We start from the raw sequence: 18,907 nt of genomic DNA, 5'->3' as shown, positions 1-18,907 counted from the left end.
TGTAGGGGCAACGGATGATCTGCGAAAGGGGCTGTTGGCCGCCCCGCGTGCCCTGGGACTGTGGTGCCAAGGTTCAGCAGCCGTGCAGCAGACGCGATACGAGACTGCGGACCGGAGAGGAAGGAGACGCTGTGAGCGCGAAGTTCAAGACCACGAATCCAGCAACCGGAGAAGTGCTCAAGGAGTTCCCGACTGCCGGCGACGAGGAGATCTCGGCCGTCATCGACGCCTCCGACGCAGCTTTCCAGACCTGGCGGACGACCGACGTCCGCGACCGCACCGCCCCGCTCGCGCGAGCGGCGGACCTCATGGACGAGCGCAGGTACGACCTCGCGGAGCTCCTCACCCTCGAGATGGGCAAACTCCGCGCCGAGGCAGAGGCAGAGGTCGAACTGGCGGCGAGGATCCTGCGCTACTACGCCGAAGAAGGGCCCATGCTGCTCTCCGACGAACGGCTCGAACCCGCCAGCGGAGGCAGCGCCGTGATGAAGTACGAACCCATCGGCCCGATCCTCGGAGTCATGCCGTGGAACTTCCCCTACTACCAGGTCGCGCGTCTCGCCGCACCGAACCTCGTGGCCGGCAACACCATCATCCTCAAGCACGCCTCGAACTGCCCGCAGTCAGCTCTGGCCTTCGAACAGGTCATGAACGACGCGCAGCTGCCGCGCGACTGCTATCGCAACGTCTTCGCCGACAACGATCAGATCCAGACGATCATCGCTGACGAACGGGTCCGGGGAGCATCGCTGACCGGCTCGGAAGGCGCCGGTGCGGCAGTGGCGAGCGGTGCGGGCAGCCATCTGAAGAAGTCGATCCTCGAACTCGGCGGAAGCGATCCGTTCGTCGTTCTCGATGCGGCGGATCTGGACGCGACCGTCACCGCGGCCGTGAAGGGACGGATGACGAACTCCGGGCAGAGCTGCATCGCCTCCAAGCGCCTCATCGTGGTCGACCATCTCTACGATCAGTTCGTGGATCTGCTGACGGCGAAGATGTCGGAGTTCGTCGCAGGCGATCCGGCCGACTCCGTGACGACGATGGCACCTCTGTCCTCCGAACAGGCCGCCCAGGACCTCATGGAGCAGGTCGAGGACGCGATCGACCACGGCGCGAAGGTCCACACCGGCGGCCACCGAGTCGACCGACCGGGCGCCTTCGTCGAACCGACGGTGCTGACCGGGGTGACTGAGCAGATGCGCGCCTACTCGGAGGAGCTGTTCGGCCCCGTCGCGGTCGTCTACTCGGTCGCAGACGAGGATGAAGCCGTGGCGCTGGCCAATGACTCGTCCTTCGGGCTCGGCGGCACAGTCGTCAGCGACGACATCGAAAAGGCCCAACGCGTTGCCGACCGCATCGACACGGGAATGGTGTGGATCAACCAGGCCACCTGGACCGAACCCGACCTGCCCTTCGGAGGCACGAAGCGCTCGGGGGTCGGACGAGAACTCGGTGCTGAAGGCATCCGCGAATTCGTCAACAAGAAGCTCATCCGCACTCCCTGAGACGGCAGCGACCGACGTCCGAGACCTGGAAGGAGACAGATGGATCTCAACATCCGCGACCGCAAAGCCCTGGTGACAGGAGCGAGTTCGGGCATCGGCCTGGCGACGGCGCGCCAGCTGCTCGCAGAAGGGGCTGTCGTCGTGATGACCGGACTCGAGCCCGACGAGCTCAAAGCGGCTGTCGACGAACTCGCCGAATACAAGGACCGGATCTACGCCCACGACGCCGACATCGCAGATGAAGGGTCCGTCGACGAACTCGCCGCCGCGGTCGCCGCCGAGGTGGGCGACCTCGACATCCTCGTCAACGCTGCCGGCATCCACGGTGCCGGAGGACTGTTCCACGAGATCAGCCAGGAGGGCTGGGACCGGACCATCGATGTCGACCTCATGGGGCCGGTCCGTGTCACTCGTGCGTTCCTTCCCGGGCTTCGCCGAGGCGGCTGGGGTCGCATCGTGTTCGTGTCCTCCGAAGACGCGGTGCAGCCCTATGAAGAGGAGCTGCCGTACTGTGCGGCCAAAGCAGGCATGCTCTCCATGGCCAAGGGACTCTCGCGCACCTATGCTTCAGAAGGCCTGCTGGTCAACACCGTCTCTCCCGCCTTCATCGCCACCCCGATGACCGACGAAATGATGAATGAGCGAGTGCAGCGGAAGGGAACGAGCTTCGATGAGGCGATCGCCTCATTCCTGCGCGAGGAGCGTCCGTTCATGGAACTCGGGCGCCGCGGTCGGCCGGAGGAAGCGGCCCAAGTCATCGCATTCCTGTGCTCGGACGCCGCCAGCTTCGTCAACGGCTCGAACTATCGCGTCGACGCCGGATCCGTCGCAACGATCTAGGACGCTCGAGCGTCCCGATACCGACCGCACACACGCCAGAGAAGAGAAGAGGAGCATTCGACATGGACCAGTTCCGATATGTGATCATCGGCGGCGGAATGGCCGCCGCCTCCGCAGCGCAGGGGATCCGGGAGATCGACGACGAGGGAACGATCGCGATCATCAGCGATGACGTCGACGAACCCTATACCCGGCCGGCGCTGAGCAAGCGCCTGTGGACCGATGAGAGCTTCGCTGAGAGCGACAACTACTTCGACACCGCCGAGGCGACCGGAGCCCGGATCAGCCTCCGCACAGAGGCCACCGAGGTCGACTTCGAAACGAAAACCGTGATGACGACCATCGGCAGCTTCGGCTACGACAAGCTGCTGTTCGTCACCGGAGGACGCCCGAAGGGCATCGACCTCGACGAAGGCGAGCGGGTCATCTATTTCCGGGAATTCGCCGACTACCGCCGCCTGCGGGACCTCGCTGGTCAGAACTTGAGCATCGCGGTCATCGGAGGAGGCTTCATCGGCACCGAGCTCGCCGCAGCACTGGCTCAGAACGAGACCCGTGCGACTCTGATCTTCGACGATGAGACCCTCGGCGGCTCCATCTTTCCGCCGGACCTCGCCAAGCAGTTCCACGAGCTCTACCGCAGTCACGGGGTGACTCTCGTGCCGGGCACGAAGGCATCGGGAGGGCGCACCGAAGGCGAGCGTGTGGTGCTCGACTACGACGGCGATTCCCATGAGTTCGACGCCGTCGTCGTCGGCCTCGGCATCGAACCGGCGACCCAGCTCGCCGAGGACGCGGGACTGGACACGGACGACGGGATCATCGTCGACGACTCCCTGCGGACCTCGCAGCCGGACGTCTTCGCGGCCGGAGACGTCGCCCGCTACCCGGACAGGATCCTCGGCCGGCAGCGTGTCGAGCACGTCGACAATGCCACCAGCATGGGCACAGCGGTCGGACGGATCATGGCGGGAGCCGACGAGTCCTACACGCACACACCGTACTTCTACACGAACGTCTTCGACTTCGGATACCAGGCGGTCGGAGAGCTCGATCCCGCCCTGCGCACCGTCGAGGACTGGCAGAAGCCGCAGACCGATGGTGTGGTGTACTACCTCGACGAGGACGGGCGGGTCCGCGGAGTGCTCATGGTGAATATGGAGGGTCGGCTCGATGCGGCTCGGGAGGTCCTCGCCGAGGACTGGGCGCACTCACCGGGCGATCTCGTCAACAGGATCTCGTGAACAGAGCCCACTGAACAGAGACAGAGTCTCCTGAACAGAGTCTCTGTCCGACCGGTGCCGAGCAGACAGGACTGCCGAAGCCTACTGTGAGCGGTTCCGGAACGACGAAGGGTCGGCCGCGAACCAGTCGTGCGCCCACCCTTCGGGCGGTTGTGAGAGGAGCTCGCCCGGCTGCAGCCAGTTGTAGAGTTCGGCATATGAACGGTGCTCGGTGCGTCCGATGTTGCGCTGGAGCAAGTCCGGGGAGAGATCGTGGGGATCATTGACACCCATCGATGCCATGATCTCGACCGCCTGTTTCACGGTCGCTTCCTGATAGTTCTTCACGCGTATGCTCTTGTCCCCCACATGCAGGGCTCGCTGCCGCTTCGGGTCCTGGGTGGTCACACCGACCGGGCACAGGCCCGTATGGCAGATCTGAGCCTGGATGCATCCGACCGCCATCATCATGGCGCGCGCGGAGTTCGTGTAGTCGGCGCCCTGGATGAGGCGTTTGACCACATCGTTGCCGGCGGCGATCTTCCCACTGGCTCCGATGCGGATCCGATCACGCAGGCCGGTGCCGACGAGTGCGTTGTGGACCGTGAGCAGTCCATCGGTCAGCGGTGTGCCCACATGGTCCTCGTACTCCAGGGGAGCGGCCCCCGAACCGCCCTCCGCGCCGTCGACGATGATGAAGTCGGGGGCGGTGCCGACCTCGAGCATGGCCTTGCAGATCGCCAGGACGTCGATGCGCGAGCCCACGCACAGTTTGAAGCCGGCGGGCTTCCCTCCTGAGAGTTCGCGCATCTGCGCGATGAATTCGATGAGTTCGGTCGGCGTTGTGAACACCTTGTGCGCTGATGGGCTCACGCATTTCTCGCCTTCGGGGATGCCGCGGGTCCGGGCGATCTCCGCGTTGACCTTCGCCGCAGGCAGCACACCGCCGACTCCGGGTTTGGCGCCTTGGCTGAGTTTGAGGGAGACGCATTTCACCTGCTCCCTGGCGCTCTGGTCGCGGAACTGGGCAGGATCGAAGTCGCCGTCGTCGGTGCGTGCACCGAAATATCCGGTTCCGATCTCCCAGACCAGATCGCCGCCGTGCTCGAGGTGGTAGGGAGAGATCGCACCTTCGCCGGTGTCGTGGGCGAACCCGCCGAGGCGGGCACCTCGGTTCAGCGCCCGTACGGCGTTCGGTGACAAGGAGCCGAAGCTCATGGCCGAGACGTTGAGCAGCGACATGCTGTAGGGCTGCGAGCAGTCCGGGCCTCCCACTTCGACTCGAGGAGGCTGCTCCGGTTCGGGCACCGGAGCGGTGGAATGGAGGAGGTACTCGTAGCCGACGCCGTTGACGTCGCGTTCGGTACCGAAGGCCGTCTCCCCGTGGATTCCCTTCGATCGTTCGTACACGATGGAGCGGATATCGCGATCGAATGGTCGACCGTCCCAGTTCCGTTCGATGAAGTACTGCTGGAGTTCCGGCCTGAGCGACTCGAGCAGGAAGCGCAGATGTCCGACCACGGGGTAGTTGCGCAGAATCGCGTGCTTCTTCTGGACCAGGTCATGGACCGCCACTGCGATGATGGCCAGAACCACGCCGCCGAGGACCCACCACGCCCACGGTCCCACAGCGGCAGCCCATGCCATCGCCACCAAGGCGGCGAAAGTCGCTGTGATCGCCAGGAAACGTCCCATCGGATCTCCTCACCTATTCAATTGGAACTCAAGCCCTTCGGTGCGGCCTCCCGGCCCCCACCTCGAACTTACATCGTGGGGGCCTCCTGGGTCACTCTCCCGGCCAGTCGCCGGTGAGCTTTTGGAACACGCGTGCCCCGCTGCGGTCGACCGCCGCTTTGACGAGTGCGAAGAGCGCTCCCTGCAGCGCCGCGGCGAGAAGGACCTCGCTGAGTTTGAAATCCGAATTCAGCGCCTGGGGTGCGTCCTCGCTGTGCTCGGGGGAGACCCGCTTCCAGATCTGTTTGAAGACCACCCCTGCGACTGCGCCGCTGATGAGTCCGTTGAGCATGCCGATCGGCCGGTACAGGAGCTTGGCCGAAGTCGATTCCGTGTCCGAGGTGCGTTTCGCTGCAGTCATCTCTTGCCTTCCGTCGTTGCTGAGGGCAGCACGGTCTCGTGTCTGCCAGGCTTCTGCACGGTGCAGAAGTCTGCCCATGCGTGCCATAGGACACCCGAGATTACTGAGACGGCCCCGATGACAACAGGGGTACCGTGCCTGTTCGGATGCTGTTACTGTGCCCTGCTGTCCGGGCCGAACGACGCGCTCGGCCGGATCCGAATGACCGCTCGGCGGGCCAGTCGCCGAGGCGTATTCGCAGGTCATGGTTTCGAGGTCGGGACCGTGTCGCGGAGAAATGCGTGCGTCAGCAGAACCGATTGACGGTCTCTGGGGTCGCGCCCAGCATGGGAGACCAACGGTCGTGCGGGAGGAGCCGATGCATGGTTGATCGAATCGCAGACATCTGGGGTACGCGCACCCCGTACGCGCGTGAGGAGCAGTGGCCGAGCCGCGTCGACCAGAAACTGTCCGCCGAGCTCACTGATTCCGATGTCGATGAGTGGGTGCAGTCGGCCTGCGTGCTGTGCAGCAACGGCTGTGCCTGTGACATCGCCGTCAAGGACGGCGAGATGGTCGGCGTCCGGGGGCGAGAGACCGATGCGGTCAACCGCGGTCGGCTCGGCCCCAAGGGCCTGTTCGCGAGTTGGCAGGGGATGCGGAATCGGGCTCGACTGACACAGCCGCTCATCCGTGAGAACGGAGAGCTGGTGCCCACCGACTGGGAGACCGCGATGAGTCGGATCGTCGGACGCAGCACCGAACTGCTCGACGAGGTCGGTCCCCTCAGCCACGGCTTCTACACATCCGGCCAACTCTTCCTCGAGGAGTACTACGCCCTCGGAGTCATCGGCAAGGCCGGTCTGGGAACGCCGCATATGGACGGAAACACTCGCCTGTGCACGGCGACGGCCGCCGCGGCGATGAAGGAGAGCTTCGGCTCCGACGGGCAGCCGGGCTGCTATGAGGACATCGACTGCTGCGATGCGGTCTTCCTCTACGGACACAATATGGCCGAGACGCAGACGGTGCTGTGGGCGCGAGTGCTCGACCGGCTGACCGGTGCTGACCGTCCGGCACTCGTATGCATCGATCCGCGACGCACCGAGGTCGCCGATCATGCCGACGTCCACCTCGCGGTGCGTCCGGGAACGAATCTCGCCCTGATGAATGCTCTGGTGCGAGAGCTCTTCGTCAACGACTGGATCGACCGCGACTACATCGAGGAGCACACGCTCGGAGTCGAGGAGCTGCGCCGGGCCGTCGACGAGTGGACGCCGGAGAGAGCCGCCGAGGTGTGCGCAGTCGCGGCCGAGGACATCCGACGGGCCGCACAGATCTTCGGCACCTCGCAGCGTGTGCTCTCGACCGTGTTGCAGGGTTTCTATCAGGCTTCGCAGGCGACAGCTGCCTCCTGCCAGGTCAACAATCTCCATCTGCTGCGCGGCAAGCTCGGCACGCCGGGCAACGGGGTGCTGCAGATGAACGGCCAGCCCACGGCGCAGAACACTCGGGAGACCGGAGCCGACGGGGACCTGCCGGGCTTCCGGAACTGGGAGAACCCCGATCACATCGCCGAACTCGCGAAGCTCTGGGACGTCGACACCGATACGATCCCCCACTGGGCTCCGCCGACCCATGCGATGCAGATCTTCCGCTACGCCGAGCAGGGAAGCATCAAGCTCCTCTGGGTCTCGGCGACCAACCCCGCCGTGTCGATGCCCGAGGCCGAGCGCATCCGACGCATATTGGCCGAATCCGGCCTCTTCCTCGTCGTGCAGGACCTCTACCTCACCGAGACCGCCCGCTTCGCCGACGTCGTGCTGCCGGCGGCGGGGTGGGGTGAGAAGCAGGGCACCTTCACGAACGTCGACCGCACCGTCCACCTCGCCGACAAGGCCGTCGATCCGCCCGGCGAAGCGCGCAGCGATTTCGAGATCTTCCTCGACTACGCCACGCGGATGGGACTGTCGACCAAGAGCGGTCGGCCTCTCCTCGACTGGGAGACTCCCGAGGACGCCTTCGAAGCGTGGAAGGAATGCTCGCGCGGTCGGCTCTGCGACTACACGGGGATCACCTATGACCGTCTGCGGGGAGGCAGCGGGATCCCCTGGCCCTGCAACGAGGAGCACCCCGACGGACGGCGGCGGCTCTACGAGGACGGCTGCTTCTCGACCGGTTTCGAGGAGTGTGAGACCTTCGGCCACGATCTGCTCACCGGAGCGACCGTCGGACCGCTGAGATACCGCTCCATGGACCCTGCCGGCAGGGCGCTGCTCAAGACCGCCGAGTTCACCTCGGCGCCCGAGATCCCCGATGAGAGCTACCCTCTCCGCTTCACCACCGGGCGCACGGCCTATCACTTCCACACGCGCACGAAGACGGGGAGGAGCTCCCAGCTGCAGGGCGCCGCGCCCTCAGCCTGGGTCGAGATCTCCGAACACGATGCGCAGGCCTTCGGCATCGCCGAGGGCGACATCGTGCGAGTGGCCTCCCGCCGCGGTGAGATCCGCGTCCCGGCGCGAATCGGGTCTGTCAGCGACGGCACCGTATTCGCCCCCTTCCACTACGGCTACTGGGAGCGGCAGGAAGCAGGGGAGACTCGGCCGGAGGACGAGCCGACGGCTGCCAATGAGCTGACGCTCACGGAATGGGATCCTGTGTCCAAGCAGCCGCAGTTCAAGAATGCGGCAGTGCGCATCCAGAGAATCGCGGCCGGCAGCGGGCCGGCTCCTGCCCCGACGACGACGGCCTCGCGGCCGATCAGGCGTACATCCATGCCGCCGACCGTGGGCGGCGAGGACGGGCAGGCCGAGGAGCGGTTCCCCACCGACACCGTCAAGGAGGATGCGCTGTGAAGCTCCCTGTCTATCTCGGGATGGTCCGATCCGCGGAGTCGGTCCTCGCCTCATCGCTGCGGAAGATCGGTGATGGGCACGGCAGCGAACCGGACGTCTACTTCATCTGTCACACCCTCGCCGATCAATGCGAGGCGCACGAGCAGCTGCTGGCACCGATCGTCGATCGCTATGGAGAGCAGCCTGACGACGAGCCGGAGAGGCTTCACGCCGCCGAACTCGACGACACTCGCAGCGGTCCGCTCGGGCTGCTGCGTGACCTGCAGGACCTGCATCTGCTGACGACCTTCGTCGATTTCACCTACACCTTGGTGGAGCAGGCCGCCGCGGCGCTGCGCGATGATGAGCTGCTCGACGTCGTCGCCGACTGCGTGGGCGAGACCTCCACTCAGGCCGATTGGCTGCGGACGCGAGCGAAGCAAGCGGCGCCGCAGGCGCTCATCGCAGCCGAGTGACGGTCTGCGGATCGGTGACGGACTGGCCGACGACGGCGTTGAGGAATTCACACCCCCAGCGATGGGCGTCATGGTTCTCAACGGTTTCGACCATGGCGTCGATCCGGCGGCGCGCCTCCTCGTCGGACATGCTCAGCGCACCGGAGAGCGCCTTCCTGAGCCCATCGCCATCGAAGGGGTTGACCATGATGGCGTGCTCGAGTTCCGCCGCCGCCCCGGCGAACTCGGAGAGCACCAGGACTCCGCCTCGGTGACGCCGTGCCGCGACGTATTCCTTCGCGGTGAGGCTCATCCCCTCGCGCAGAGGCGTGACGAGGAAGATGTCCGCGGCGGCGTAGACCATCGCCAGCGACTCCCGCGAATAGGCGCCGCAGTGGTAGTGCACTGCGGAGCTGTGCAGTGATCCGAAGCGGCCGTTGATGCGTCCGACGAGCTGCTCGGCCTCGTCACGCAGCTGCCGATCGGAGTCGACGTCATCGGAGGACATCGCGAACTGAACGAGACGCGTCTTCCGTGGGTCGATCTCTCCGGTTTCGAGGAGAACCTCGTAGGCGCGCAGCTGATTGAGCAGCCCGGTGGTGCAGTCGAGACGGTCGACACTGGCGATGAGGGTCTGCGGAGCTCCGAGCTCTCCTCTGAGCTTCCGCGCGCCCTGCAGCGTCCGGGGCGCCTCCGCCATGGCAGCGAGTGCACAGGGATCGATGGATTCCGGGTAGGCACCGACCACGGTGCCCGTGTCACTGGGATCGACGCCGGTGAAGCTGTATGCGGCTTCTCGAAAGCTCTTGACATCGGAACCGAGTTGGAAGCCGATCACGTCGGCGCCGAGCATGCCGCGAATGAGATCGTCGCGGCGCGGCAGCTGAGCGACGACCTCCGTCGCGGGAAAAGGGATGTGGTTGAAGAACCCGATGCGCACATCGGGGCGCCGCTGACGGATCATCGTGGGGATCAGCTGCAGCTGGAAGCCGTGCACCACGATGACCGCCCCGGGCGCGGCGAGTTCGATCGCCTGCTCGGCGATCCGCGCAGTGGCCGCGGAAAAGGCACTCCACGATGAGCTGCCGAACTGCGCTCTTCCGTTCCGACCGTGATAGGCAGGGCGGAGACGGTCCGCGACGAGCGACTCATAGCCTGCGGCATCCGAGCCCAGATCGACCGGCACAACCGTCATCCCGTCCGATTCCGAGGGTGTCCGCAGAGAGGATTCGGCACTGCACGGACCGATCCATGCGCCGTGGTTGAGTCGGACGAACGGCGACAGCGCCGCAGTGAGCCGTTCGGCTTCTGCGCATCGCGCTCTCTGCGCGTCCGCGACGGGCAGGTGCGCGGCGACGACGAGGAATGGATACGGCGCTTGGGGCGGCCTCATGAACACGGGTGTCCTCACGTGGATGGGAGGCCGGCTTCTTGACCCACCATCACCTTACGTCCTGGACGAAGGATGGGGTGCTGGCCGATGCCGCAGAGACAGTGCCCGCCTGGACTCGAGTGGACGCACAATACTCTCCTTCCGCAGGGAACGCCATGCCTTGTAGCCTTTGCACAGCCTGCTTAAACTTCCTGGCAATCGTGTGAACTGCGACCCAGGAGGTGGCCATGAGCAAGGACATCGAGCTCGGAACGATCAAGACGGACGTGCCCGCCAGATTGGACCGCCTGCCATGGGCGCGATTCCATTGGATGGTCGTCGTCGGCCTCGGCAGCGTATGGATCCTCGACGGCCTCGAGGTCACCATGGTCGGCAACGTCGCCGCCCGAATGACCGAAGAGGGCAGCGGCATCGACATGACGGCCGGACAGATCGGCACTGCCGGCGCACTCTATGTGCTCGGAGCCTGCGTCGGGGCGATCGTCTTCGGCCAGCTCACCGACAGATTCGGCCGCCGCAAGCTCTTCCTCATCACCCTCATCCTCTACCTCATCGCCACGGTCGCCACGGCCTTCTCCTTCGCGCCCTGGTACTTCTTCCTCGTCCGCTTCCTCACCGGAGCCGGCATCGGCGGAGAGTACGCTGCGGTGAATTCGGCCATCGACGAACTCATCCCGGCCCGGGTGCGCGGACGCATCGACCTCATCATCAACGGCTCCTACTGGTTGGGTGCCGCCGGCGGCGCCGCGACGACGCTGTTCTTCCTCAACACGGACATCCTGCCGAAGATGATCGGCTGGCGGCTCGCCTTCGCCGTCGGAATGCTGCTGGCGATCTTCGTCTTCGTCGTGCGCAAGAACGTCCCCGAGAGCCCGCGCTGGCTGTTCATCCACGGACAGAAGGATGAGGCCGAGCGCATCGTGGGTGAGATCGAAGACGATATCGAATCCGAGACTTCGCAGACCCTGCCGCCGGCGGAGAAGACCATCACCGTCCGGCAGCGGAAGACGATCACCTTCGTCGAGATCATGAAGGTCGCCTTCAAGATCTACCCGAAACGCGCCATCCTCTGCCTCGTCCTCTTCGTCGGACAGGCCTTCCTCTACAACGGCATCACGTTCAACCTCGGCACGATCTTCAACGGCTTCTACGGCGTCGCCGCCGCCACGGTGCCGATCTTCATCATCATCTGGTCGCTGAGCAACTTCGCCGGGCCGGTCATCCTCGGTCGGCTCTTCGACACGATCGGTCGCAAGCCGATGATTTCGTTCAGCTACCTCGGCTCGGCCGTCGTCGCCGTCGTCCTCGCCCTGGTCTTCAAAGGCGCAGTCGGCGGAGAGTGGCTGTTCCTCATCGTCCTCGTCGTCTGCTTCTTCCTCGCCTCCTCCGGCGCCAGCGCCGCCTACCTCACGGTCAGCGAGATCTTCCCGATGGAGACCCGCGCGCTGGCCATCGCGTTCTTCTACGCGATCGGCACCGCCGCCGGGGGTATCGCCGGACCGCTGCTGTTCGGCGGCATGATCGAATCCGGTGAGCGCTCACAGGTGGCTCTGGCGTTCTGCATCGGAGCAGGGGTGATGGCACTCGGGGGAATCGCCGAGCTGCTCTTCGGGGTCAAGGCCGAAGGCGCCGACCTCGAGGCCATCGCGCAGCCGCTCACAGCCGAGGACGCGGAGAAGCCCGAGGAGACCGAGAAGCCGGCGACGAGCGAACCCTCCGCACCCGGCGGAGCCGGTTCACCGAGCCGTCAGGGGGCCGGTTCCGAAGTCGCCTCCCGTGGCAGTCGCCTGCGCCCGGGTCCGGGATCCGCCGGTGTCTACGCTCCGTGGCCGTCGGTGTCCTCTCGCGATGTTCCGCCCGAGGTCTCGGCCAATGAGGTCAACGGCATCATCGACTTCGTCCGAGACATGGAACCCGTGGGAGACGTCGAACTCTTCCGCGCCATCGGAGCACGGAGATGGGGCCCGGGACGCTTCCGCGGAGCGGTGCGCGAAGCGATCCGGCACGGCGCCATCCGTCGCAATCGCCGAGGTCGCCTGGAATACCGTGGGGACGGTCCCCGTCCCACGGACGAGGCTGGTCCCGCCGATTCCGAACGAGGCCGCGCCGATCGCGACCATGGAGAAGGCGCTCCGGACGACAGGGGCTGATCCCGCCGCTCGTCGTATGCGTGGAGTCCTCTCAGCGCCGGCTCTTCGCAGCTCCGCTCACAGCTCCGGTTCGTTCGTGAGCGGAGCCCGCGGGGGCGGGGGAAGCATATCGATGAGTTCGTTGACCGCCTCGGCGAGGATGTCGTGCTGATAAGGCGTCATGAAGTACGCCTCGTGGAGGTAGGCGTCGAGTTCGTATTCGGTGAGCTCTCCGCCGAGGCTGACGTAGTGCAGCCACACTCCGGTGAGGGTCACATCCCAGAACTCGACCGCCTCCGCAAGCTTCCTTCTTCTCACGGCTGCGCGGTGATCCGGAAATGAGGCATCGGGAATGGCCTGAATGGGGTCCTGATCGTCCATTTCTCTGCTGGCTAGTCTCGAATGGTCCGCAACGGGTGATATGTCTTCCCGCTGCTCGGATGATCCGCGCGGACCGTTCTCATCTCAGACGCTTCTTCGGCCGCCTCGAATCTGCCTGAAGTCTATGTTCTGCTTCCCGACTGCGGCCAGAGGCAGGCGGAGACATGTCTGCCGCTTCTAAATCCCCGCGAACTCGCACGCACTGCCCCTTTCGCAGGTATTTTCGTGAGGCCCCGAATCCGGTATCGCATCCGTGGCACGTCCAATAGCGTGAGCGGATCGGAAACGGAACGAGGTGACGATGAGCGAATTCGGCATCGAAGAGGAATTCCTCCTCGTCGATCGGCATTCTCTTCTGCCTGCTCGAGCGAAGAGCAGCCTGCAGGAAGTCGAGGACGAGGTGGTTTCGAGCAGCGGAGAGGTCTGCGCCGAGTGGCTGCCCGGGCAGATCGAATTCGCCACTCCTGTGCTGGCCACCGCCGCCGAGGCGTTCGAATCGCTGCACACCTTTCGCCGTCGGCTGTCGGCAGCGGCTCAGTCGCGTGGGTTGCTCGCTGTCGGACTCGGTGCGGCACCTCAGATCCCCGAGGCCTCGCTGGGAGTCAGTGACGGCAGCCGCTACCGTGAGTTCGCGGAGCTGGCGCCCGCGATCGCGGCCGATCAGTACGTCAACGGCATGCATGTCCATGTCGACATCCCCGACAGGGAAGCGGGCGTGAGGGCACTCAACGGCCTGCGCAGGTGGATTCCGGTGCTCACAGCCCTGAGCGCGAATTCGCCCCTGTGGCGCGGAGCCGACAGCGGCTTCGCCAGCTGGCGCTCGATCCACTACCGACGGTGGGTCGTCTTCGGCATCCCGCCCCATTTTACGGATCTCGACGACTACGATGCGCAGGTCGCTGCTGCCCTGCGTTCGGACGTGGTGTTCGACGAGGCGACCCTGGGCTGGCTGGTCCGGCTCTCACCCAAGCACACGACCGTCGAGATCCGGACCTGTGACGTGCAGCTGGACACCGAGACCACTCTGACTCTCGCATTGCTCATCCGTGCGCTCGTGGACATCGCGATGGACGACCCGAGCGCGGACTCGGAACCTGCGAATCTGCTGGATATCGCCCATTGGCAGGCTGCACGCTTCGGTCTCACGGGGCCGTTGATGGATCCGGAGACGGGGATGAGCGCACCGGCCGCAGCAGTCGTCCGAAAGGTCTTCGAGCGCGCACAACCGGCCCTGCTGCGCACACACGACGCCGACCGCGTTCACCATGGACTCCGGCGTCTGCTCTGTCAGGGCACCGGCTCCGAGGAGCAGCGCGGGGCAATGGCAGGAAAGGGGGTATGGGGCCTGCTGGAATTCGCCGGACACAGATTGACAGCCACTTCTCAGGATGAGCCCGAGTACGATGCCGCGGCACTCCGGAGCGTTTCTGACCCCCCTTGACGGAACAGGGGTGGCTGAACAGATGATTGTGAAAAGGGCAGATTGCCCTTGGCTTCCGCGGAAGCCCGCAGATGCGGTCAGGAATCTGCGTCGGCCTCGGACGACAGGCGGAGACGAGTACCGGATGCCCTCGTCGCGAGGCGATTTCCCTCGAATCAGTGATCAGCACAGTGGAGCTGTACCCCATGGCATGGCAATCCCAACCCTGGGGCTGCAGCCTTCCAGTTCCCATCTCGGCCCGTGCCCATCAGCACGGAGACGGAGGCAATGATGAACAACAAGATGAAACTCACCGGCCTGATACTGGCGGGCTATGTTCTCGGCAGAACCAAGAAGCTCGGTCTGGCTCTCACGGTCGCCTCGGCGGTCGCCGGAACGACTGCCGCGAAGAATCGCGACCAGCTGCTGGGCGGACTGAAGGATTTCGCTGATTCGTCGCCCGAGCTCAAGAGCCTCCAGGAGAAGATCACGGGTCGTCTGGCCGATTCCGGCAAGAGCGCGGCCAAAGCCATGGCGGCGAAGGGAGTCGACCAGCTCAGCGTCAAGCTCCAGGAGCAGACCGAGAAGATGAAGTCGACCCTCGACGATGCGGCCGACTCGCTCGATCCGGCCGTCGACGATTCCGAGGACGAGGACGAGGGCTCGCAGACGCAGGAGGACCAGGCGGACGAAGGTTCTCAGACCTCTGAGGACGAGGGCACTTCCGAGACCGCGGAAGCCGAAGCCGATCCGGAACCGCAGGAGCAGACGGAGGAGCCCCAGGCAGAGGAGGAGGCTCCGAAGAAACCGGCAGCCAAGCGCTCCTCGACAGGCAGCCGCTCCTCGAAGGGCACGCGTTCGTCGAAGTCCTCGACCGCTTCACGCGGCTCGCGCACGAAGTCGGGCGCCAAGCGCTCGACGACGTCGAAGAAAACGTCGACGTCTCGTTCCACCGCCAAGCCCGAGGAGGCCGGCGATGAGTGATGATTCGATTTTCGGAGGCCTCAAGCAGCAGGCCGGAGACTACGCCAAGACCTTGGGACGCAAGGCGATGAGTTCCGTCGGCGACAGGGTCGAGAAGATCGCAGACCGCCTCGACGGTGTGGGCGATACCCCTGCTCCCGCGGCTCAGGCCGGCGCCGAGGAGATCGCCGAAGGCAAGTCACCGGCGAAAGCGGCGATGTCTGCGGCGACGACCGGGATCAAGGACAAGATCAAGGGACTGTTCGGAGGCGGCTCGAGCGGCTCGGGCGGCTCCGGCGATTTCAAGTTCTCCAATATCGTGGAGACCGCCGAGGTCGGTGTCCCTCTGAGCGTGGCGTACAATGCCTTCACGATGTTCGAGGACTGGCCCGACTTCATGAAGAAGGTCGAGAACGTCGAACGCACCGATGACGTCACCCTGAGCATCAAGGGACAGGCCGTCTGGTCGCACCGGACCTGGGAAGCCACGATCACCGAACAGGTTCCCGATTCGCACATCGTCTGGGAATCGACGGGTGAGAAGGGCTATATCAGCGGCAGCATCTCCTTCCACGAAGTCGCTCCCAGACTGACCCGCATCATCGCGGTGGGCGAATACCACAAACAGGGCTTCATGGAAGGCGTCGGCGCTCTGTGGTTCACCGTGCCCCGGCGTTTCCGGCTCGAGCTGAAGTTCTTCGTTCATCACGTGATGAGGCAGATCATGCTCGACCCCGACAGCGTCGAAGGCTGGCGAGGTGAGATCCGCGACGGCGAACTCGTCACCTCCCATGAAGACGCCCTCGAAGAGGAGCAGTCCGAGGACGAAGAGTCCGAGGACCGCCCTGCGGAGGATGAGAGCGAACAGGACCAGCCCGCCGAGGACGAATCCGGCGAGGACGCACCCGCCGAGGACGAGGCGGAGGAGTCCGACGCCGAACCCGAAGACGCACCCGCCGAGGAGTACGAGGAGGAACCGGCAGAGGAATACGAGGACGAGGAACCGGCCGAGGCAGACGATGCGGAGCCCGCGGAGGACTTCGAAGAGGAGCCGGAAGCCGCTGACGAGTCCGAAGAGCCTGTGGAGTACGACGAATCCGAACTAGCCACCGAAGACGAAGAGGGACGCGGCTGAGCGTCCCCGACTGGGAAGTAGGCAAGGACAATGAGCACCAGCACAGTTGAACGTTCACGAGGCAGCTATGTCGACCGTCCGTCGTCGAGTTCGCTTGCGGACGTCATCGAGATCATCCTCGACAAGGGACTGGTCATCGATGCGTACGTGCGCGTCTCACTCGTCGGGATCGAGGTCCTCACCATCGATGCTCGCATCGTCATCGCCAGCGTGGACACCTATCTGCGCTTCGCCGAGGCGACGAACCGCCTCGATCTGACCCAACAGGGCGGTCGCGATCTGCCGGAGATGATGGGCGGAATGATGGAAGGCGGCTCCAAGGGCAAGACCCAGGGAGCTGTCGAAGGCATCAAGGACGCCCTTACCCCGGATGATGACGACTCCGATGAGAGTTCGAACCAGGAGAAAACGCGTCGCCGCACCAAGCGGCCGGCACGCAGCTCCTCGGAGTCCGAATGAGCGAAGAAGGCGCCCCCTCTGCAGACCGGTATCTGTATGGGATCGTGCTCGCCGATGCCGAGCTGCCGACCGGACCCGACGGCGTGCAGGGCAACGCCCTGACGGTCGTCGGGTCCGGGCCGGTGGCGGCAGTGGTGACCGAACTCGTGGATCCCGACATGCTGGGCACTCCCGAAGCGCTGCAGAACCACAGCGTCGTCCTCGACGAACTCGCCGAGAAGCAGCCGGTGCTGCCTCTGGCATTCGGCACTGTCGTCCCCGGAGAGACCGATATCGCCGATGAGGTGCTGGCTCCGCAGGCGGACGTCTTCGCCGAGGCACTCGGGCAGCTGTCGGGACTGTCGCAGTTCACCCTGAGGATCAGCTTCGATCGAGACGCGATACTGCGGGAGATCGTGCGCGGAAATCCCGAGGTGGCCGAGCTGAGGGAGAGGATCAGCGGCACGAGCGAAGACGAGACCCGGAACGAGCGCATTCGGCTCGGGGAGATCGTCGTCAAGACGATGGAGAACTGGAGGACGACGGAAGCTCCTCCGATCCTCGAACAGATCCGCTCCGTGGCCGAGGAGACCGCCATGCGCGAAGTCGGCCAGGCCGAGGACGTCGCCGAGGTGGCCGTGCTGATCCGCAAGGACACCTTGGACGAGTTCGACTCCGTCGTCGAAGGACTGGCGGAGGCGAACCAGGAGCGGATGAGGTTCCGGCTCGTCGGGCCCCAAGCGCCCTACGACTTCGTTCCCGAGATGTAGGTGAGGTCATGGGACTCCTGTCAGCAGTCTTCGGCGCCCCATTGGCACCTCTCAAGGGAACCGTCTGGGTCGCCGAACAGGTCAGAGGAGAGGCCGAGAAGCGCTATTTCGATCCCGGTGCCATCCGGCGTCAGCTGGAAGAGGTCGCCGAGGCTCGCGAGCGCGGATCGATCAGTGATGACGAAGCCGATGCCCTCGAGCGTGAGCTCGTCGGACGACTGCTCGAGGGCCGTCGGCGCAGAACCGAGGAGGACCGATGAGCGAAGAGCCCAGAGCAGACGAGAACTCTGCAGACGAGGCGGACACGACCGAGAAGCGCGCCCGCAAACCGAGTGAGAAGGAGAGCCGTGCGGAGGGAACATCCCGCCGACCGTCCGCTTCGGCTTCATCTTCACGCGAGAGGCCTGCATCGTCCTCAGCCAGGAAGAAGTCTGCGTCATCAGCCCGGGAGAAGTCTGCCTCGTCAGCCGGGGAGAAGCCGGAGGCATCCTCAGGCGAGAAGCCGAAATCGGCTTCGCCCTCGGAGAGTCGTTCTCAGGCCACGACCGGTAAGAGGATCTCTGCGGTCAAGGCCGTGAAGAAGGCGATCGAACAGTTCAGCACTCTCACCGGCAGGCCTCCGGAGTCCGTGGTCGGCACGCGGTGGAAGGACGACCACTGGTCCGTGCGCCTGGAGGTCGTCGAATCGCGACGCATCCCCGACAGTGCGGATCTGCTCGCCGAATACGAGGTCGAACTCGATGAGGACGGCGAACTCATGGCCTACGACAGAAAGGATCGCTACGTTCGCGGCCGGCCGAGCGAGTGACCGGAAGGGGCGATATGAGCATCATGAATCAGTCGAACGATGCGATGCAGCCGCAGCGCAGCCAGGAGGGCACGCTGCTGCACGTCGTGGAGACTCTGCTGGACAAGGGCCTGGTCCTCAACGCGGACATCATGGTCTCCGTGGCCGGCGTCGAGCTGCTGGGAATCCGGATCAGAGCCGCTCTCGCCTCCTTCGAAACCGCGGCCCGCTATGGGCTGGACTTCCCGGCCGGCACGGACCGGGACACCGTCGCATGGAAGGAAGCGGTCGAGCAGAAGGACACATGTCCCGAGTGCGGGAAGCGTTCCGAACTCGCCCAGCTGATGAACGACTACTGTCCCTGGTGCGGGTGGCAGAGCGCGCGCTCGAAGCGGATCGAGGCCGGGCAGTCAGCCCAATTGAACTCCGCGGATGACGGTGACACCTCCGCGGAGGAGTCCGCCGACTCCGCGGAGGAGACCGCGTCATCCTCCGAGGCAGCCGCCGCCTCGGCGGACGGTGCGGACCCAGCCGGCGACGACCGCTGAGGCGACCAC

Annotated in this window: 18 protein-coding genes; 14 read left to right on the top strand and 4 right to left on the bottom strand. The window is 65.1% G+C overall.

Going from position 1 to position 18,907, the window contains the following annotated elements:
- Nucleotides 1–131: 131 nt before the first annotated feature.
- The 3 genes from IIE29_RS03215 to IIE29_RS03205 all read left to right on the top strand — a co-directional run bounded on the left by IIE29_RS03215 (nucleotide 132) and on the right by IIE29_RS03205 (nucleotide 3,589).
- Nucleotides 132–1,505: an NAD-dependent succinate-semialdehyde dehydrogenase gene (locus IIE29_RS03215; protein ID WP_343071771.1), complete on the top strand. Its 1,374-nt coding sequence runs from the start codon at nucleotides 132–134 to the stop codon at nucleotides 1,503–1,505.
- A 39-nt stretch (nucleotides 1,506–1,544) separates the two neighbouring features.
- Nucleotides 1,545–2,345, top strand: coding sequence for an SDR family NAD(P)-dependent oxidoreductase (locus tag IIE29_RS03210; protein ID WP_209323720.1), 801 nt, complete (start codon nucleotides 1,545–1,547; stop codon nucleotides 2,343–2,345).
- A 62-nt stretch (nucleotides 2,346–2,407) separates the two neighbouring features.
- Entirely contained in the window at nucleotides 2,408–3,589 is a 1,182-nt protein-coding gene (locus tag IIE29_RS03205; RefSeq protein ID WP_209323719.1) for an NAD(P)/FAD-dependent oxidoreductase, read from the top strand.
- 81 nt (nucleotides 3,590–3,670) lie between these two features.
- On the opposite strand, the gene IIE29_RS03200 is transcribed toward IIE29_RS03205, so the two are convergent.
- Together IIE29_RS03200 and IIE29_RS03195 are read right to left on the bottom strand one after the other, a co-directional pair.
- Nucleotides 3,671–5,263: an FMN-binding glutamate synthase family protein gene (locus IIE29_RS03200; RefSeq protein WP_209323718.1), complete on the bottom strand. Its 1,593-nt coding sequence runs from the start codon at nucleotides 5,261–5,263 to the stop codon at nucleotides 3,671–3,673.
- 91 nt (nucleotides 5,264–5,354) lie between these two features.
- Nucleotides 5,355–5,663, bottom strand: a complete 309-nt coding sequence (locus IIE29_RS03195) for a DUF4235 domain-containing protein (RefSeq protein ID WP_209323717.1) — start codon at nucleotides 5,661–5,663, stop codon at nucleotides 5,355–5,357.
- 362 nt (nucleotides 5,664–6,025) lie between these two features.
- On the opposite strand from IIE29_RS03195, the gene IIE29_RS03190 reads away from it, so the two are divergent.
- Together IIE29_RS03190 and IIE29_RS03185 are read left to right on the top strand one after the other, a co-directional pair.
- Entirely contained in the window at nucleotides 6,026–8,500 is a 2,475-nt protein-coding gene (locus tag IIE29_RS03190; protein ID WP_209323716.1) for a molybdopterin oxidoreductase family protein, read from the top strand.
- On the top strand, nucleotides 8,497–8,955 hold the full coding sequence (locus IIE29_RS03185) for a hypothetical protein (RefSeq protein ID WP_209323715.1): 459 nt from the start codon (nucleotides 8,497–8,499) through the stop codon (nucleotides 8,953–8,955). The genes IIE29_RS03190 and IIE29_RS03185 overlap by 4 nt, the downstream gene beginning before the upstream one ends.
- On the opposite strand, the gene IIE29_RS03180 is transcribed toward IIE29_RS03185, so the two are convergent.
- Nucleotides 8,939–10,327 carry an alpha,alpha-trehalose-phosphate synthase (UDP-forming) gene (locus tag IIE29_RS03180; protein ID WP_209323714.1) on the bottom strand — a complete coding sequence of 463 codons (1,389 nt, stop codon included), beginning with the start codon at nucleotides 10,325–10,327 and terminating at the stop codon, nucleotides 8,939–8,941. The two genes, IIE29_RS03185 and IIE29_RS03180, sit on opposite strands and share 17 nt — an antisense overlap.
- A gap of 227 nt (nucleotides 10,328–10,554) precedes the next feature.
- Here IIE29_RS03180 and IIE29_RS03175 point away from each other — a divergent pair, with 227 nt between their 5' ends.
- The gene (locus IIE29_RS03175; protein ID WP_209323713.1) at nucleotides 10,555–12,477 is read left to right on the top strand and encodes an MFS transporter; all 1,923 of its coding nucleotides are present in this window, start codon (nucleotides 10,555–10,557) and stop codon (nucleotides 12,475–12,477) included.
- Nucleotides 12,478–12,534: 57 nt separating this feature from the next.
- Here the strand turns inward: IIE29_RS03175 and IIE29_RS03170 are convergent, their stop codons facing one another.
- Nucleotides 12,535–12,837, bottom strand: a complete 303-nt coding sequence (locus tag IIE29_RS03170; protein ID WP_209323712.1) for a hypothetical protein — start codon at nucleotides 12,835–12,837, stop codon at nucleotides 12,535–12,537.
- A 301-nt stretch (nucleotides 12,838–13,138) separates the two neighbouring features.
- On the opposite strand from IIE29_RS03170, the gene IIE29_RS03165 reads away from it, so the two are divergent.
- From IIE29_RS03165 to IIE29_RS16990, 8 genes are all read left to right on the top strand, one after another.
- On the top strand, nucleotides 13,139–14,278 hold the full coding sequence (locus IIE29_RS03165; RefSeq protein ID WP_209323711.1) for a carboxylate-amine ligase: 1,140 nt from the start codon (nucleotides 13,139–13,141) through the stop codon (nucleotides 14,276–14,278).
- A gap of 270 nt (nucleotides 14,279–14,548) precedes the next feature.
- Nucleotides 14,549–15,241: a hypothetical protein gene (locus IIE29_RS03160; protein ID WP_209323710.1), complete on the top strand. Its 693-nt coding sequence runs from the start codon at nucleotides 14,549–14,551 to the stop codon at nucleotides 15,239–15,241.
- Nucleotides 15,234–16,355 carry an SRPBCC family protein gene (locus tag IIE29_RS03155; protein WP_209323709.1) on the top strand — a complete coding sequence of 374 codons (1,122 nt, stop codon included), beginning with the start codon at nucleotides 15,234–15,236 and terminating at the stop codon, nucleotides 16,353–16,355. Before IIE29_RS03160 ends, IIE29_RS03155 begins: the two co-directional genes overlap by 8 nt.
- 30 nt (nucleotides 16,356–16,385) lie before the next feature.
- Nucleotides 16,386–16,814 carry a gas vesicle protein GvpJ gene (gene gvpJ, locus IIE29_RS03150; protein ID WP_209323708.1) on the top strand — a complete coding sequence of 143 codons (429 nt, stop codon included), beginning with the start codon at nucleotides 16,386–16,388 and terminating at the stop codon, nucleotides 16,812–16,814.
- Complete coding sequence (locus IIE29_RS03145) at nucleotides 16,811–17,563, top strand: GvpL/GvpF family gas vesicle protein (protein ID WP_209323707.1); 753 nt, start codon at nucleotides 16,811–16,813, stop codon at nucleotides 17,561–17,563. Before gvpJ ends, IIE29_RS03145 begins: the two co-directional genes overlap by 4 nt.
- 8 nt (nucleotides 17,564–17,571) lie before the next feature.
- Complete coding sequence (locus IIE29_RS03140; protein WP_166822426.1) at nucleotides 17,572–17,823, top strand: gas vesicle protein GvpG; 252 nt, start codon at nucleotides 17,572–17,574, stop codon at nucleotides 17,821–17,823.
- Nucleotides 17,820–18,371, top strand: a complete 552-nt coding sequence (locus tag IIE29_RS03135; protein ID WP_209323706.1) for a gas vesicle protein GvpO — start codon at nucleotides 17,820–17,822, stop codon at nucleotides 18,369–18,371. Before IIE29_RS03140 ends, IIE29_RS03135 begins: the two co-directional genes overlap by 4 nt.
- Nucleotides 18,372–18,385: 14 nt before the next feature.
- Nucleotides 18,386–18,898 carry a gas vesicle protein gene (locus tag IIE29_RS16990; RefSeq protein WP_281389044.1) on the top strand — a complete coding sequence of 171 codons (513 nt, stop codon included), beginning with the start codon at nucleotides 18,386–18,388 and terminating at the stop codon, nucleotides 18,896–18,898.
- Nucleotides 18,899–18,907: the final 9 nt, after the last annotated feature.

The organism is Brevibacterium renqingii (genome assembly GCF_017808095.1).
In the GTDB taxonomy this organism is placed as follows: domain Bacteria; phylum Actinomycetota; class Actinomycetes; order Actinomycetales; family Brevibacteriaceae; genus Brevibacterium; species Brevibacterium renqingii.
The sequence above is the reverse complement of the archived record's forward strand: the minus strand, read 5'-3'. Positions and strand labels throughout refer to the sequence as shown.

Bases quoted from the DNA above. Each gene is read 5' to 3' on its own strand.
- IIE29_RS03135 (WP_209323706.1), top strand. From the start codon at position 17,820: ATGAGCGAAGAGCCCAGAGCAGACGAGAACTCTGCAGACGAGGCGGAC.
- IIE29_RS03170 (WP_209323712.1), bottom strand. From the start codon at position 12,837: ATGGACGATCAGGACCCCATTCAGGCCATTCCCGATGCCTCATTTCCG.
- IIE29_RS03205 (WP_209323719.1), top strand. From the start codon at position 2,408: ATGGACCAGTTCCGATATGTGATCATCGGCGGCGGAATGGCCGCCGCC.
- IIE29_RS03190 (WP_209323716.1), top strand. From the start codon at position 6,026: ATGGTTGATCGAATCGCAGACATCTGGGGTACGCGCACCCCGTACGCG.
- IIE29_RS03165 (WP_209323711.1), top strand. From the start codon at position 13,139: ATGAGCGAATTCGGCATCGAAGAGGAATTCCTCCTCGTCGATCGGCAT.
- IIE29_RS03145 (WP_209323707.1), top strand. From the start codon at position 16,811: ATGAGCGAAGAAGGCGCCCCCTCTGCAGACCGGTATCTGTATGGGATC.
- IIE29_RS03160 (WP_209323710.1), top strand. From the start codon at position 14,549: ATGAACAACAAGATGAAACTCACCGGCCTGATACTGGCGGGCTATGTT.
- IIE29_RS03155 (WP_209323709.1), top strand. From the start codon at position 15,234: ATGAGTGATGATTCGATTTTCGGAGGCCTCAAGCAGCAGGCCGGAGAC.
- IIE29_RS03195 (WP_209323717.1), bottom strand. From the start codon at position 5,663: ATGACTGCAGCGAAACGCACCTCGGACACGGAATCGACTTCGGCCAAG.
- IIE29_RS03140 (WP_166822426.1), top strand. From the start codon at position 17,572: ATGGGACTCCTGTCAGCAGTCTTCGGCGCCCCATTGGCACCTCTCAAG.
- IIE29_RS03175 (WP_209323713.1), top strand. From the start codon at position 10,555: ATGAGCAAGGACATCGAGCTCGGAACGATCAAGACGGACGTGCCCGCC.
- IIE29_RS03200 (WP_209323718.1), bottom strand. From the start codon at position 5,263: ATGGGACGTTTCCTGGCGATCACAGCGACTTTCGCCGCCTTGGTGGCG.
- IIE29_RS03210 (WP_209323720.1), top strand. From the start codon at position 1,545: ATGGATCTCAACATCCGCGACCGCAAAGCCCTGGTGACAGGAGCGAGT.
- IIE29_RS16990 (WP_281389044.1), top strand. From the start codon at position 18,386: ATGAGCATCATGAATCAGTCGAACGATGCGATGCAGCCGCAGCGCAGC.
- IIE29_RS03180 (WP_209323714.1), bottom strand. From the start codon at position 10,327: ATGAGGCCGCCCCAAGCGCCGTATCCATTCCTCGTCGTCGCCGCGCAC.
- gvpJ (WP_209323708.1), top strand. From the start codon at position 16,386: ATGAGCACCAGCACAGTTGAACGTTCACGAGGCAGCTATGTCGACCGT.